Source organism: Novosphingobium sp. BL-S-20 (assembly GCF_055521635.1).
The window spans coordinates 222,001-236,895 of sequence record NZ_CM145494.1; the positions used below are offsets into that span (position 1 = coordinate 222,001).

Here is a 14,895-nt window from a genome sequence, read left to right on the forward strand (position 1 = left end):
GCACAGCCGATTCGCGGCGTGATTCGCCTGTAAGGGGTGATTCGCGAAAAGCCGGACAAACCGCGCACGAGCGCAAGGCAGACCGGAGCGAACCAGCCGCTTCGCCGGAAAGGCGCAATTTTCAGCGATTTAGGGAGAATTGGATGCCCCGCGAGGATTCGAACCTCGATAGACGGAATCAGAATCCGTAGTCTTACCATTAGACGACGGGGCATTGGGAGGCGCCCCTCTAGTAGGGCTTCTGATTCGCGTCAAGCACCCTTTTTGCAGTCAGGGTTGCTCCATGGCGCGGGGAGCGGTAGCATCGCCTCAGGTATCCGCCAGGAATGGCGGTAGACATATTTTTTGAACGAGATTTACTACCATGGCGGAGCATGATCCGCCGGCAGCAAGAGTCGAAGTGTCGGGCCGTCCAGGAAGACGGCGCAAGGCGAGGAGGGGCAAGTCACGCTCGTCCGGACCCGACACGGCCAAGGCGAAGGCGCGTCCATCGGGCAGCGCCGCCGAGGCAGGCGGAGCGCCGCGCGAAGAGAAGAATTCCGACGCGCCGTCGTCACCCCGTCAGTCGCCATCGCGACCGGGCAGACCGCGTCAGAAAAAGCCCCGCAAGGCACCGCCCCGGCAGGCCAAGCGAAGCCGTGCGGCAACTTCCGGTAAAGTTGCTGCGTCGCCGCAGGCCGAGGTGCTTGCCGATAAGGTTTCCGTATCGCGTCTCGTTCCTCTCGCAGGGGGCGAAGCGGCTGGCGGTCTGTTGTCGCGGCCACCGTACCGGCAGTCCTATGCTGCGATCGATCTCGGCACCAACAACTGCCGCCTGCTGATCGCGCGGCCTTCGGGCGAGAACTTCACGGTGATCGACGCCTTCAGCCGCGTCGTGCGGCTGGGTGAGGGGTTGGCCCAGTCCGGCCGCCTGTCCGATGCGGCGATGGAGCGCACCCTGGCCGCGCTGCGGGTCTGTGCCGACAAGCTGATGCGCCGGAACGTCTACCTCGCCCGCTCGGTGGCGACCGAGGCCTGCCGCCGCGCCGAGAACGGGCCGGAATTCATCGAGCGCGTGCGCGAGGAAACCGGCATCGCGCTCGACATCATCAGCGCCCGCGAGGAAGCGCGGCTGGCCGTGCTCGGCTGCCACGTCCTGTTGGAGGAAGGTGGCGGTCCGGCGATGATCTTCGACATCGGCGGTGGTTCCACCGAACTCGTCCTGATCGAGAGCACCGATACCGTGCCGCGCATCCTCGACTGGCAATCGGTGCCCTGGGGCGTCGTCTCGCTCACCGAGAGCTGCGGTCCCGAGGGCAATACGCTGGAGGAGCGTCTCGAACGCTACCGGATCATGCACGGCCTCGTGTCCGACAGTTTCGCCGACTTCGCCAAGCGCGTCGCTCCGGCGCGGGAGAGCGGGGGGCAGAGCGGAGGGCAGACTGGCCCGCTGCGCCTGCTCGGCACCAGCGGCACGGTGACGACGCTGGCCAGCCTTCACCTGGAACTGCCGCAGTACGACCGGCGCATGGTGGATGGTTTGATCGTTCCCGCCGAATCGATGCGCGGCATCAGTTCGCGGCTGTCCTCTATGTCGATCGAGGAGCGGCGCGAGGTGAACTGCATCGGGCGCGAGCGGGCCGACCTGGTCGTGGCGGGCTGTGCGATTCTCGAATCGATTCTCGACCTCTGGCCCGCCGCGCGTCTCGGGGTGGCGGATCGCGGCATTCGCGAAGGCATCCTACGCAGCCTCATCGCTTCGCATTCCAGCACCAGGCCCTTTACCGGCGGCCGAAATCCGGCTTTGGCCGGACAACACCATCAATTGGAGAACCGGCCATGAGCCGTTCCGGACGCGACCCCAACGAGCGGCTTCGCACTGGCAAGAAGCGCACGACCAGTTCGGCGCGCTGGCTGACCCGCCAGATCAACGACCCTTACGTCAAGCAAGCCAAGGCCGACGGCTATCGCAGCCGCGCGGCCTACAAGCTGATCGAGCTGGACGAGAAGTTCGACCTGTTCAAGGGCGTGACCCGCGCCGTCGACCTCGGCATCGCGCCGGGCGGCTGGAGCCAGGTGCTGCGCCTCAAGGCGCCCAAGGCCAAAGTCGTGGGCATCGACCTGCTGCCCACTGACCCGATCGAGGGCGTGACCATCTTCGAGATGGACTTCATGGCCGACGAAGCCCCCGCCGCGCTGGAAGGTGCGCTGGACGGCGCGCCGGACCTCGTGCTGTCGGACATGGCCGCCAATACCGTGGGCCACAAGCAGACGGACCACTTGCGCACGATGGGCCTGGTGGAGACGGCGGCCGACTTCGCGATCCAGTATCTCGCGCCGGGCGGCACTTTCGTGGCCAAGGTCTTCGCGGGCGGCACCGATACCGAACTGCTCGGCATCCTCAAGAAGCGCTTCACCAGCGTCAAGCATGCCAAGCCCCCGGCGAGCCGCAAGGGTTCGTCGGAATGGTATGTGATTGCCAAGGGCTTCAAGGGGCCGGTGGGCGAAGCCGAATAAACCGACCGACCAAGGAAAAACGGTCCGCAGGGCATCTGCCTTGCGGACCGTTTTTCTTTCGGGCCTGGCTTTCTGCAGGGTCAGGCCGGATTCTCTTACTGCGCTGCGGGAGCTTCGCTCGCATCTGCGGTCGGAGCGGCAGCAGCTTCGGCAGCCGGAGCCGAACCGGCCGCGGGAGCGGCGGGCAGCGGCAGGTTCGAACCCTGCTGGTTCAGGTAGGCGATCACATTGGCGCGATCCTCGCCCTTGGAGAGGCCGGCGAAGGTCATCTTGGTGCCGGGGGCGAAGGCTTTGGGGTTCTTCAGCCAGTCGTTCAGCTTGTCGAAGTCCCACTTGCCGCCGACTTTCTTGAGCGCGTCGGAGAAGGCGAAGCCGCCCACGCCCTGACCGATGCTCTCGCCGACGACGCCGTGAAGGTTGGGGCCGATGCCGTTGGCGCCGCCCTGGTTGACCGTGTGGCACGAGGCACACTTGGCGAAAGTGGCCTGACCCTTCGCCGGATCGGCGCTGGCAAGCAGGGTGGCGATCGGCACGTCTCCGCCCGCTTCGCTTTCCTGCTCCACGCCTTCGATGGCGTAACCCATCTTCTCGGGGCGGTGCGGCTTGTCGGCCTTGAAGTAATGAGAGCTTACGGTGGTCAGACCAAGACCGACGATACCAGCGAACAGCGCCCAGCCGGCAATGGTGTTGAAACGATCATCCATTCCTGTTTGCCCTTGCCCCTTAGCCCTACGGGCGGAGTTTTTTATCATCCTCTTTGGGGTCAGGGTCTAGAGTTGCCAGCAAGTTAGTGCAAGAGCCATTGCGGACATCGCCTTTGCGGCCTAACGCGCGGGCGCTATGCATTCCTATCCCGAACCCGCTCTCGACCTGGTGGCCCGCATGACGGAGGCCGCCGCTGCCGATCCCTCGCGCGCTGCTGCCTTTCAGGGCGCTCCCGGATGCAACTCGCACCGCGCGGCGCTGGAACACGATCCCGACTGCCTGCCGCTGCCGTGCTTTTCGTTCGAGGACGCGCTGGATGCGGTGAAGGACGGGCGCGCCGACCGGGCGATCATCCCGATCGAGAACTCCCAGCACGGCCGCGTGGCGGACATCCACTTCCTGCTGCCGGAAAGCGGGCTGTCGATCGTCGGCGAGCACTTCATGGGCATCGAGCATGCGCTGATGGCGCTTGGTGAGGGACCGTTCTCGGCTGCCTACAGCCATCCGCAGGCGCTCGGCCAGTCGCGTCATTACCTGCGCGCGCGGGGCATCGTGCCGATGGCCTATGCCGATACCGCCGGTGCCGCCGCCTTCGTGCGCGAGCAGAACGATCCCGAAGCCTGCGCGATCGCGCCGAAGCTCGCCGCCGAACTCTATGGGCTCAAGATCATCGAGGAAAACGTCGAGGACGCGGCGGACAATACCACCCGTTTCGTGGTGCTCTCGCGCGAGCCGCTCGATCCTTTCGCGCTCCAGGGCGAGAAGGCGGTGACGACTTTCATCTTCGAGGTGAAGAACATCCCCGCCGCGCTCTACAAGGCGCTCGGCGGCTTCGCGACCAACGGCGTCAACATGACCAAGCTGGAGAGCTACCAGATTGGCGCCAGCTTCGCGGCGACGACGTTCTATGCCGATATCGAGGGCGCCCCGGGTGAAGCGCGGATCGATATGGCGCTTCAGGAATTGGCCTTCCATTGCAAGTACGTGCGCCCGCTCGGCACGTACCGGCAGGCCCGTTCGCGCGGATAAGTCATCCCTGTTCCACAACGGGTTGCGCTGCTGACTCCCCCATGCCAATCATCCCCCCGATATGGCTGAAGGGGGTGACATGGCGGGTGCGGCCGCAACCCGAAGTGCTGCGAGCGACTGGGAAGCCGTGCGCGATTGGCAAGCAGTGCGGGGGGCGACGGATATCCAGTACGCGCCGCTCGCGCCGGTAAAGCCGGTTCACACCGAGGCGCCCGAATGGCTCCAGGCGCTGGGCCGCCTGCTGGAGGCGATCTTCGCGCCGATCGGGCGGCTGCTCGGCATGTCCTGGCCGATTTTCTCGAATGTGCTGATCGCGCTGGCGATCCTTCTCGTGCTTTTCGTGCTGTGGCGAATCTTTGGCCCGATGATCGCGGCCCTGCGCAATCGCGCGGAGACGGAAGAAGCGGAACACTGGGTCCCCGCCGAGGCGGAGGCGCTGGCCCTCTTGGAGGATGCCGACCGCCTCGCCCGCGAAGGCCGCTTCGCCGAGGCGACCCATCTCCTGCTGCGCCGCAGTGTCGGGCAGATTCGCGATGCCCGTCCGGACTGGCTCCACCCCGCGAGCACCGCGCGCGAGATTTCCGTTCTGCCGATGCTGCCGGACAGCGGGCGTGAGGCTTTCGCGACGATCGCCACCCGCGTCGAACGCAGCCGCTTCGCCCTGCGCGATCTCGACTCCGGAGACTGGGCCGTCGCGCGCGAGGCCTATGCACGCTTCGCCCGCATCGAGCTGCGCGCATGAGCGGCGCGAATCCGACAGGTATGAATCCGGGAGGCGTCGCCGTGGGCGCCAATCCCTTCTCGCGCTGGGCGGTACTGGCGCTGGTGCTGATAGGTTCGGCGCTGTTCGTGGCGCTGCTGTGGATGATCGGCACCGGGACCGGCTTCGGTTCGACCAATGATGGGCAGGCCCATGCCGAGGGGCGCGGGCTCAACGGCTATGCCGCCATGGCCGCCTATCTCGAAAAGCGCGGCCACCCGGTCGTCCGCGCACGCAATGCCGGGTTGCTCGACAAGCCCGGCCTGTTGGTGCTGACCCCGCCTGCCGGGGCCGACGGCAAGGATATCGAGAAGATCGTCTCGGCGCGGCGCTATATCGGGCCGACCTTGGTGATTTCGCCCAAGTGGCTGGCGATTCCGACGAACAGCGAACAGAAGGGCGCGAAGTCCGGCTGGGTCAATGTCGAGGGGACTTACCCGTTCCAGTGGAAGGGCTTTCTCGACGATGTGACGCTGGTTCAGGGCGATGTCGATGCCAATGGCCAGCCCGCGCACTGGCAGGGCTTCGACCTCGGCGGGACTTTGCCCAGCCGCAAGTTCCTGCAATCGGCCAAGGGTGACACTCTCGATCCCGTCGTAACGGAACAGGATGGGCGGATTCTGGCGGCTCTCATCGATGACGGCGGCTTCTACCCCGTCTTCGGACATATAAGGCGCGATCCGGAGTACGAGGGGCTCTATCCGCTGGTGGTGGTCTTCGAACCCGACCTGTTCGACAATTGGGGCATGGCGGACCGCCGCTCCGCTCAGTTGCTCGATGCGCTGGTCGTCGCGCTCGAGGATAAACCCGGCGAATCGATCACTTTCGACCTCACGATGAACGGCTTCGGCCGCGCGCAGAACCTGCTGACCCTGGCCTTTACGCCGCCGTTCCTCGCCGCCACGCTCTGCCTGCTGCTGGCCGCGCTGGTCTTGGGATGGCGCGCGTTCCTGCGCTTCGGGCCGCCGCTGGCCGCCGAGCGGGCCATCGCTTTCGGCAAGCGCGCGCTGGTCGCCAATGCCGCCGGGCTGGTGCGCCGCTCGCGCCGCCTCCACCTGATCGGCGGGCCTTATGCCGACCATGCCCGCGACCGGCTGGTCCATGCCCTCGCCCTGCCGCGCACGCTGCCGCCCGAAGAAGCCGATGCCGCGATCGACCGCGCGCTCGCCTCGCGTAAGGCCGATGCCGAACCTTTTTCCGCGATTGCCGCGCGCCTCCGGCGGGCGCGGCGACCGCATGACCTCGTCAAGGCTGCGCGCGATCTTCACGCGCTCGAAAGGATGCTGACCCGATGAACGATGTTCCAACCCCCGACTTTGCTGTCGATCTGGCATCGGTCGCCACTTTTGCCGAAAGCATCCGCGCTGAGATCGCCAAGGCGGTGGTCGGCCAGAACGAGACCGTGGAGCACCTGCTGATCGCCCTGCTGGCGCGCGGGCATGTGCTGCTCGAAGGGCCTCCGGGCACCGCCAAGACGTTCCTTGCGCAGTGCTTCGCGGCGACGCTGGGGCTGGACTTCGGCCGTATCCAGTTCACGCCTGACCTGATGCCGGGCGATATTCTCGGGTCGAACCTGTTCAACTTCCAGACCAGCCAGTTCACCCTCACTCACGGTCCGATATTCTGCGACCTGCTGCTGGCCGACGAAATCAACCGCACCCCGCCCAAGACCCAGGCCGCCTTGCTCGAAGCCATGCAGGAGCGCCGCGTCACGCTGGACGGCACCGCCCATCCGCTGCCGCCGCAGTTCATGGTGGTGGCGACGCAGAACCCGATCGAGAGCCAGGGCGTCTATCCGCTGCCGGAAGCGCAGCTCGACCGCTTCCTGTTCAAGGTGGACGTGCATTACCCCAGCTTCGAGGAGGAACTGCGCATCGTTGCCCGCTTCGGCGAGAATCGCGGCGCACCCAGCCCGGCGGACTGCGGCGTGGAAGCCGTGGCGAGCCATGCCGTGATCGAGGCCGCCGCCCGCAGCGTCGCGCAAGTGACGCTGGCGGAAAGCGTGACCGACTACGTGGTGCGCCTCGTGCGCGCCACCCGCGAGAGTCCGGACCTTGCCAGCGGCGCCAGCCCGCGCGCGGCGGTACTGCTGGCCGGTGCCGCCCGCGCCCGCGCCGCGCTGGAAGGCCGCGACTATGTGGTGCCGGACGATGTGAAGGCGCTGGCCGGATCGGTGCTGCGCCACCGCCTGCTGCTCAGCCCCGCCGCCGAGATCGAGGGCAAGCAGGTAGAGGCGCTGGTGGCCCAGCTCGTCGAGCAGACCGAGGCGCCCAGATAAACGTCATGAGCCTGCGCTCCGCCCCTCTGGTTCCCACCGCGCGCGCGGCCGGGCTGCTGGCGCTGGCCGCGCCGGTCGCGCTGGTGATCGGCGCGACCCGGCCCGAGGCCTGGATCGCGGCGCCGGTCTTCGGGCTGCTGGTGCTGGCGCTGATCGTCGTCGATGCGCTGCTGGCGGGGCGGCTGGGCGATCTCAATGTCGCGGTGCCGGGCGATGTCGAAGTGGGGGCGCCGTTCGAAGTGACCGCTGCGCTCGATCTCTCGGGCACGCGCGCCTCGCGCGTCGAACTGGCGCTGGAATGCGATCCGCGCCTGGCGCCGGGCGGCCGCGCGAGTCTGCCGCTGGCGCTACGCGACAAGGGCTGGCGCGGATCGCTGACTCTGCGGGCCTCGCGGCGCGGCACCGGGCGGATCGCGGGCACCTGGCTGCGCTGGACCGGGCCGCTGGGCCTTGGCGCGCGGCAGTTCCGCGGCGATCTCGGCAAGGAGGTGCGGGTCTGGCCGAATATCGCCGCGGTGCGCTCGCCCGCCTTGCAGACGTTCCTCAAGGATGCGCAGTTCGGCCTGATCGCCCGCCGCATCCGGGGTGAGGGCACCCAGTTCGAATCGCTGGCCGAGTACCAGCCGGGCATGGACCGCCGCCGCATCGACTGGAAAAGCTCGGCCCGCCACGTCCATCTCTATGCCAAGGAATACGAGACCGAGCGCAACAACCAGATCGTCTTCGCCTTCGATTGCGGCCAGACCATGTGCGAGCCGATTCAGGGCATGCCCCGGCTCGACCGCGCGGTTTCCGCGGCGCTGGCGACCAGCTATGTCGCGCTGAAGGGCGGGGACCGGGTCTCGCTGTTCGGCTTCGCGGCAAGGCCTGAAGTGACGACGCCCTTCGTTACCGCCTCGCGCGATTTCTTCCGCCTGCAACGCGCGGCGGCGGGGCTGGAATACCGCTCGGAGGAGCCGAACTTCACGCTCGCACTGGCGACTCTGGCGGCGCGACTCCAGCGCCGCTCGCTGATCGTGGTGTTCTCAGACTTCACCGATCCCACCAGCGCGCAACTGATGATCGAATCGATCGGCCGACTGGTCTCCCGCCATGTCGTGCTGTTCGTGACGATGGCCGACGACGAGCTGGAGGCGATCTCCGGCGCCGCGCCGGACGATCTCGAAACCCTGTCGATGGCGGTCTCCGCCGACACCCTGCTGCGCCAGCGCGCGCTGGTGACGAAGAAGCTGCAACAGCTCGGCGTCGACGTGGTGGAGGCACCCTATCACACGATTGGCACCCGCCTGATCGACGCCTACCTCGAAATCAAGCGATCGGGAGCGATCGGATGAACGTCGCCGGCCTGTTTTCCAAATCCGGATTGCCCGATGCCGTCGCCGCCATCGAGAGCGCCGCGCTGCGCTCAGACCGCTTCCGCCTAGAGCGCGAGGCCGATTGGCAGCGGCTGGAGGCGATCGTTACCCGCATGGAGAAAGGCCGGTTGCGCCGCCTGTCCGACGAGGACCTGCTGGCGCTGCCCGGCCTCTACCGCACGGTGGCTTCCAGCCTGTCGATCGCCCGCGAGACCTCGCTCGATGCGGCGACGCTGGCCTATCTCGAAGTGCTGGTGCAGCGGGCCTGGTTCGTCGTCTATGGCCCGCGCACGTCGCTGTGGGACTGGCTGCGGGGCTTCCTCGGCGGCGGCTGGAGCGCGGCGGTCCGGGCGATCTGGATCGATCTGACGGTGGCACTGGCGGTCATGGTCGCGGGCGTAGCGGTGGGCTGGCTGCTCGTGGCGCACGACGTGAACTGGTATCACGCGCTGGTCGGCGGGGACATGGCGGGCAGTCGGGTTCCCGGCGCGACACCGCAGGCCTTGCGGGGCACGCTGTTCGGGGATTCGAACCAGCCCGGCATGAGCGTCTTCGCGGCCCAGCTGTTCAGCAACAACGCGCAAGTCTCGATCCTCGCCTTCGCGCTCGGTTTCGCGTTCGGACTGCCTTCGCTGATGCTGCTGGTCCAGAACATGGCTTCGCTGGGGGCGATGCTCTGGCTCTACAGCGGCGCCGGGCTGCTCGTCGATTTGGCGGGCTGGCTGGCGGTCCACGGCACGACCGAGCTTTTCGCGATCCTGCTCGCCGGGGGTGCGGGACTGCATATCGGCAGGGCTTTGGCCTTTCCGGGCAATCGGCCGATCCTTCAGGCCGCGTCGGAAGCGGGCCGCCGTTCGGCGCTGGTGATGACCGGCGTAGTGCTGATGCTGATCGTCGCCGCGCTGCTCGAAGGCTTCGCGCGCCAGATGGTGGACCAGACGTTCGGGCGCTTCGTCATCGGCGGCTTCATGCTCTCGCTGTGGTGCGTCTATTTCTTCGCCTTTCGCGGGAATCTCGGCAAAGTGAGGGCGGCATGAGACGGCGCCATCGCTCGCGCGACCGCGTGCTGACGACGCCAGAGGGTATTTCGGTGCCCGTCACCGTCGGCAGCCGGGGCTCGCGCCTCGGCGCGCTGCTGCTCGACCTCACGTTCATATCGCTGTTGATCGGGCTGACCACGATGGCGCTGATCCTGATGGCGGGGGGCGTGGCGGCCTTCGAGCACCAGATCGGCCAGAAGAACGCGCTCGGCCATGCCCTGCAATTCCTGGTGATCGTCTGGATCGTCATCATGTTCCTGTTCCGGAACGCCTATTTCCTGTTCTTCGAACTCGGCCCGCGCGGCGCGACGCCGGGCAAGCGGATATCCGGCATCCGCATCGCCGCGCGCGACGGCGGCCGCCTCACCGCCGAGATGGTGATCGCGCGCAACCTGCTGCGCGATGTCGAGCTGTTCCTGCCGCTGATCTTCATCATGCAGGCGGGCGTCGAAAGCGGCATGGGCTGGCTGGCGGCGGCGGGCTGGTTCGCGATCTTCCTGCTGTTCCCGCTGTTCAACCGCGACGCTCTGCGCGCGGGCGACGTGATCGCCGGGACCTGGGTGGTGGAGCGCCCGCGCCGCAAGCTGGAAGCCGCGCTATCGGTCAGCCGCGAGCGGACGCCGGAACCCGGCGCCGGGCACCACGCCGAAGCGCCCGCGCGGCGCGGCTACCGCTTCGAGGAAGCCGAACTGGCGGTCTACGGCGAATACGAATTGCAGGCGCTCGAACGGGTGCTGCGCGACGACCGCGCGCAGTCGCTGGAGAGCGTCTACCAGACCATCGCCCACAAGATCGGCCGCACTGACGGCTGGAACGACGAGCGCGCCTTCCTCGAAGACTACTACACCCAATTGCGCGCGCGGCTGGAAGCGGGCATGCGCATGGGCCGCCGCAAGGCCGACAAGTTTTCCGGGACCCCGTGATGACCCTCAGCTTTACGATCGTCGAGGACGATCTGACCGATCGCCGGGTGCTCGACCTGCTTCAGTTCCATCTCGACGAGATGCACCAGTGGTCGCCGCCCGAGAGCGTCCACGCGATGCCCGCCGAGCGCTTGCGACAGCCGGACGTGACGTTCTTCTCGGCCTGGGACGGTGAGCGCGTCGTCGGTTGCGGGGCGATCAAGCACCTGGATGACGCACACGGCGAGCTCAAGTCGATGCGCGCCGCGCCCGACTATCGCGGCAGGGGCGTGGGCAAGGCGATCCTGCTGCGCCTGATCGAGGAAGCCCGCGCGCGCGGCTATGCCCGCGTCAGCCTCGAAACCGGGCGGCCTGAGCCGTTTCACGCCGCCCACGGCCTCTACCGCGCGCAGGGCTTCGTGGAATGCCCGCCTTTCGGCAGCTACGCGCACGATCCCTTCTCGATGTGCATGACCAAGGACCTGTGATGAACCTGCGTTTCGCCGCCCCCGCCGATGCCGCCGCGCTGGCCGATCTCGGCACCCGCAGTTTCGTCGCCAAGTTCGGCTACATGTATACGCCGGAGGACCTGAGCAATTTCCTCGCGGAATCGCATGGCGAGGCGAAGGCGGCCAAGGAGATCGCCGATCCCTCCATGCGGGTGCTGCTCGCGGAGGACGAGGAGGGCAGGCTGCTGGGCTTTTGCAAGCTCGTGCTGGCCTGCGGCTGGCCGGAGCATGCGCGGGGGCAGGCAGTGATCGAACTCAAGCAGCTCTATACCGATCCGGAAACCACCGGGCGCGGGATCGGCTCGGCGCTGATGGACCGGGCGATGGAGATCGCCCGCGAACAGGCTGCCGACGAGATGCAGCTTTCCGTGTGGAGCGGCAACGATGGCGCGCAGAAGTTCTATGCGCGCTATGGTTTCGGCAAAGTCGCGGATATCTATTTCATGGTCGGCGACCAGCGGGATGACGAGTTTCTCTACGCCCGCATGATGTGACGGGTGCCCTCTAGCGCCGCTCACGGCGCTCCATCGGCAGTGTGGGCTTGTGCGTGTCCGATAGTGCCTTGGCTTCGGCGGCAGGCAGGCTGAGGTCGGTCAGCGCCCATTCCAGCGCCTGCTCTTTGGGCACGGCCACATCCGGCGCCACGCCGTCGCCCTCCCAGTCCTTGCCGGTGGCCGGATCGTACGTGCGCCCGACCGGCAGGAACACCGCCAGCCCGCCAGGCAGGTCGACCTGACCGCCGAAGTGATTGGCTCCGGCGGTAGGCTCTCCCACCAGCGTCGCGCGGTGGGTGGCCTTCATCGCAAGGGCGAAATGCTCGGCGGCCGACGCGGTGCGGGGGCCGGTGAGCAGGTAGACTTTGGCCTCGCGCAGGCGGGTGTCGCCGCCGGGCGTGACCCAGTGCTCGCGGCGCGCCATGAGCGGGTCGGGCACTTCGCGCAGCGAGGCGAGTTCGGGCGGCGGACCGCCTTCCTCTTCCTCAGCGGCGCGGGTGGTTTCCATGGTGACGAGGCGGGTCGGCGCCGCGAAGAGCCAGGGCAGGATCACGTCTATCTGCTCCAGTCCGCCGCCGTGATGGGTGCGCAAGTCGAAGATCAGCGCACGGGCGGAGGCATGGTCGCGCATGAAGGCGGCGATCGCCTCGGTCACTTGTGGGTCGTGCGGGAATTCGTTGATGCGGATATAGGCCACGCCCGGTGCGATCCAGCCGGGTTGCTCGAACATCGGAATCGGCGCGCGAACAGGCGCTGGCGTGGCCGCCCCCGAAACCGGGGTGGCCGGTTCGGCGGCCCAGACATGCAGATGGCCGTCCGGCGCAGTGGCCTGAAGGTCGAACGTCATCGCCTTGGCGGCGTCGTCCTTCGATAGCCGGGTGTAGCGCCCGGCGCCGACCGCCGCGCGCAGGCTTTTGGCATAGCGGGCGCCTTGTTCGGGCGTGATGAACATGCGTTCCAGCAGGTCCGCGAGCTTGCAGGCGGCGGCATCGTTGCCGTCCGGCGTCGCGGCGGGGCAGGGCGGCGGGGCGGCTGGCGGTGCGGCCAGAGCGGTTCCGGCAGGGATGGCGGAGGCGAGGGACAGGCTCAGCAGGATGCTCTTCATGGCGGACTTTCGGATGTCTTCTCTGCGCGCCAGAATGACTGAATTGCCTGCAAAACCGCAAATGCGCCCGCCGGGGTGTTTCGTGCCTTCGTCGAAAGCCGAAAGGCTGATGCGCTTCACGCGCAATCGTGCTTCAAACCGTCACCGCAAAGGCCTATAGGGGCGGCATGTCATCCGTACGTCCCTGGCGCGATATCGAGCGCCGCAAGAGCCGCCAGATCATGGTCGGCAATGTGCCCGTCGGCGGCGATGCCCCGATCACGGTGCAGACCATGACCAACACCCTCACGTCCGACGCCAAGGCGACGATCGACCAGATCCGCCGCTGCGAGGATGCCGGGGCCGACCTGATCCGCGTCTCCTGCCCCGATGTGGAGAGCACGGCGGCGATGAAGGAAATCGTGCGCGCCGCCCGCGTGCCGCTGATCGCTGACATCCATTTCCACTACAAGCGCGCGCTTGAGGCCGCCGATGCCGGTGCCGCCTGCCTGCGCATCAATCCCGGCAATATCGGCTCCGACGACCGCGTTGCCGAAGTCGTCCGCGCCGCCAAGGCCAATGGCTGCGCGATCCGTATCGGCGTCAATGCCGGCAGCCTCGAAAGGGACCTGCTGGAAAAGTACGGCGAGCCGTGCCCCGAAGCGCTGGTCGAATCGGCGATGGATCACATCAAGCTGCTCCAGGACCACGACTTCCACGAATACAAGGTGGCGGTGAAGGCCAGCGACGTGTTCCTCGCCGTCGCCGCCTATCAGGGGCTGGCAGAGGCGGTGGACTGCCCGCTGCACCTCGGCATCACCGAGGCGGGCGGTCTGATCGGCGGCACCGTGAAGTCCTCGATCGGCATGGGCATGCTGCTCTGGTCGGGCATCGGCGACACCCTGCGCGTCTCGCTCTCGGCCGAGCCGGAAGAGGAAGTGCGCGTCGGTTTCGAGATGCTCAAGGCCCTGGGCCTGCGCACCCGCGGCGTCCGCGTGGTCTCGTGCCCCTCCTGCGCCCGCCAGGGTTTCGACGTGATCCGCACGGTCGAGGCGCTGGAAGAGCGGCTCCAGCACATCAAGACCCCGCTTTCGCTCTCGGTGCTCGGCTGCGTCGTCAACGGCCCCGGCGAGGCGCGCGAAACCGACATCGGCCTGACCGGCGGCGGTAACGGCAAGCACATGGTCTACCTCTCGGGCGTGACCGACCATGTCGTCCAGTCCGAGGACATGCTCGACCACATCGTCAAGCTGGTAGAGGCCAAGGCCGCCGAGATCGAAGCGGCGAACGAGGCGCAGGCCCAAGCAGCCGAATGACTCCGGCCGAATGAATTTAAGCCAGCGAATTGGCGGGGAGGCACGGGCTTTCCTCGCTTCGCTGCGTGACGGCGTCATGCTGTGGAAGCTGGCGCCGATCGTTCCCGCGCTCGCGGTGCTGCCGGAGTTCGCGCAGCATGTCGTCGAGATCCGTCTCGGCATGTTCGCGAGTCACGATACCTTTGCCGCCTTCGGTTCAGCTCCGGCGCGGATGTCGCTGGGTTCGATCAAGGTGGCGGGGTTGGTGCTCTCGATCCTGCTCGCCGCGCGCTTCTGGGGCAACCGTGCGGAAGGCGCGCGGTTCTGGAGCCTTGCCGGGATCGGCTGGAAGCAGGTGCTGCTCGGCTTCCTCGTGCAGGTGCTGTGCTCGATCCCCGGTCTCTTCGACTTTCGCTTGCTGCCTGCCGGGCAGTTCGCGCTTTCGGCCTTGCTTTTCCTCGTCAGCCTGCCGGGTATGGTGCTGATGATCGGTGGTCTGCTGGGAGACCGAACCAGCGGCTTGAAGGATGCCTATCGGAACGGCTGGGGCCGGGCTCTGCGCATGGTGCTCTTTACCGGGCCGGTCTTTGCCGTGCTTCAGCAAGTCCATCACTGGAACCATGTCATCGCGCTGGGCAAGCCCTTGGCGGTGGTTTGGGGTTTGATGACTTGGGATGCGCTGTTGGTCGGCCTGATCGCGACGCTGGTGGGGACCGGGCTCTATTACGGCTATCGCGGCAGGCGCCTGCCAGGAGCCTGATCCCAATTCGTCACCCGCGAGCGTAGCGAAGCGGCGCAGCCATTCCATCGCCCTCTGCAAGGCGTGCACCGCGACATAGGGCAGGGCGCAAGGTAGACAGTGATGGGGGTGCAGGGGGGCTATGCTCCCCTGCTTTCACTTTCCGCTAAACCTTCAGACGAACCCGCCGAGCCCCGCAAGGCTGGACC

Annotated in this window: 15 protein-coding genes and 1 tRNA gene; 13 read left to right on the forward strand and 3 right to left on the reverse strand. The window is 67.1% G+C overall.

Annotated features, from left to right (window positions below; all coding sequences use genetic code 11):
* Positions 1 to 140: 140 nt before the first annotated feature.
* Positions 141 to 214, reverse strand: a tRNA-Gln gene (locus tag ACZ1II_RS08730).
* A 150-nt stretch (positions 215 to 364) separates the two neighbouring features.
* Here ACZ1II_RS08730 and ACZ1II_RS08735 point away from each other — a divergent pair.
* Both ACZ1II_RS08735 and ACZ1II_RS08740 read left to right on the forward strand, forming a co-directional pair.
* Complete coding sequence (locus ACZ1II_RS08735) at positions 365 to 1,822, forward strand: Ppx/GppA phosphatase family protein (protein ID WP_465146070.1); 1,458 nt, start codon at positions 365 to 367, stop codon at positions 1,820 to 1,822.
* Positions 1,819 to 2,496: an RlmE family RNA methyltransferase gene (locus ACZ1II_RS08740; RefSeq protein ID WP_465146071.1), complete on the forward strand. Its 678-nt coding sequence runs from the start codon at positions 1,819 to 1,821 to the stop codon at positions 2,494 to 2,496. Before ACZ1II_RS08735 ends, ACZ1II_RS08740 begins: the two co-directional genes overlap by 4 nt.
* A 95-nt stretch (positions 2,497 to 2,591) precedes the next feature.
* Here ACZ1II_RS08740 and ACZ1II_RS08745 read toward each other — a convergent pair whose 3' ends face one another.
* Positions 2,592 to 3,200 carry a c-type cytochrome gene (locus ACZ1II_RS08745; protein ID WP_465146072.1) on the reverse strand — a complete coding sequence of 203 codons (609 nt, stop codon included), beginning with the start codon at positions 3,198 to 3,200 and terminating at the stop codon, positions 2,592 to 2,594.
* Between the two features lie 136 nt (positions 3,201 to 3,336).
* On the opposite strand from ACZ1II_RS08745, the gene ACZ1II_RS08750 reads away from it, so the two are divergent.
* From ACZ1II_RS08750 to ACZ1II_RS08790, 9 genes are all read left to right on the forward strand, one after another.
* Complete coding sequence (locus tag ACZ1II_RS08750) at positions 3,337 to 4,230, forward strand: prephenate dehydratase (protein ID WP_465146073.1); 894 nt, start codon at positions 3,337 to 3,339, stop codon at positions 4,228 to 4,230.
* A 79-nt stretch (positions 4,231 to 4,309) separates the two neighbouring features.
* Complete coding sequence (locus tag ACZ1II_RS08755; RefSeq protein ID WP_465146074.1) at positions 4,310 to 4,972, forward strand: hypothetical protein; 663 nt, start codon at positions 4,310 to 4,312, stop codon at positions 4,970 to 4,972.
* Between the two features lie 41 nt (positions 4,973 to 5,013).
* Positions 5,014 to 6,285, forward strand: coding sequence for a DUF4350 domain-containing protein (locus ACZ1II_RS08760; protein ID WP_465146075.1), 1,272 nt, complete (start codon positions 5,014 to 5,016; stop codon positions 6,283 to 6,285).
* Positions 6,282 to 7,268, forward strand: coding sequence for an AAA family ATPase (locus tag ACZ1II_RS08765; protein WP_465146076.1), 987 nt, complete (start codon positions 6,282 to 6,284; stop codon positions 7,266 to 7,268). Before ACZ1II_RS08760 ends, ACZ1II_RS08765 begins: the two co-directional genes overlap by 4 nt.
* 5 nt (positions 7,269 to 7,273) lie before the next feature.
* Positions 7,274 to 8,602: a DUF58 domain-containing protein gene (locus ACZ1II_RS08770; protein WP_465146077.1), complete on the forward strand. Its 1,329-nt coding sequence runs from the start codon at positions 7,274 to 7,276 to the stop codon at positions 8,600 to 8,602.
* Positions 8,599 to 9,660 carry a stage II sporulation protein M gene (locus tag ACZ1II_RS08775; protein WP_465146078.1) on the forward strand — a complete coding sequence of 354 codons (1,062 nt, stop codon included), beginning with the start codon at positions 8,599 to 8,601 and terminating at the stop codon, positions 9,658 to 9,660. The genes ACZ1II_RS08770 and ACZ1II_RS08775 overlap by 4 nt, the downstream gene beginning before the upstream one ends.
* Complete coding sequence (locus ACZ1II_RS08780) at positions 9,657 to 10,586, forward strand: RDD family protein (protein WP_465146079.1); 930 nt, start codon at positions 9,657 to 9,659, stop codon at positions 10,584 to 10,586. Before ACZ1II_RS08775 ends, ACZ1II_RS08780 begins: the two co-directional genes overlap by 4 nt.
* Positions 10,586 to 11,053 carry a GNAT family N-acetyltransferase gene (locus ACZ1II_RS08785; protein WP_465146080.1) on the forward strand — a complete coding sequence of 156 codons (468 nt, stop codon included), beginning with the start codon at positions 10,586 to 10,588 and terminating at the stop codon, positions 11,051 to 11,053. The genes ACZ1II_RS08780 and ACZ1II_RS08785 overlap by 1 nt, the downstream gene beginning before the upstream one ends.
* The gene (locus ACZ1II_RS08790) at positions 11,053 to 11,568 is read left to right on the forward strand and encodes an N-acetyltransferase family protein (protein ID WP_465146081.1); all 516 of its coding nucleotides are present in this window, start codon (positions 11,053 to 11,055) and stop codon (positions 11,566 to 11,568) included. Before ACZ1II_RS08785 ends, ACZ1II_RS08790 begins: the two co-directional genes overlap by 1 nt.
* Positions 11,569 to 11,578: 10 nt before the next feature.
* On the opposite strand, the gene ACZ1II_RS08795 is transcribed toward ACZ1II_RS08790, so the two are convergent.
* On the reverse strand, positions 11,579 to 12,673 hold the full coding sequence (locus tag ACZ1II_RS08795) for a S41 family peptidase (protein ID WP_465146082.1): 1,095 nt from the start codon (positions 12,671 to 12,673) through the stop codon (positions 11,579 to 11,581).
* Between the two features lie 167 nt (positions 12,674 to 12,840).
* On the opposite strand from ACZ1II_RS08795, the gene ispG reads away from it, so the two are divergent.
* Positions 12,841 to 13,968 (forward strand): flavodoxin-dependent (E)-4-hydroxy-3-methylbut-2-enyl-diphosphate synthase, encoded by a 1,128-nt coding sequence (gene ispG / locus ACZ1II_RS08800; protein WP_465146083.1) that lies wholly within the window; start codon positions 12,841 to 12,843, stop codon positions 13,966 to 13,968.
* Between the two features lie 10 nt (positions 13,969 to 13,978).
* Positions 13,979 to 14,707, forward strand: coding sequence for a hypothetical protein (locus tag ACZ1II_RS08805; protein ID WP_465146084.1), 729 nt, complete (start codon positions 13,979 to 13,981; stop codon positions 14,705 to 14,707).
* Positions 14,708 to 14,895: the final 188 nt, after the last annotated feature.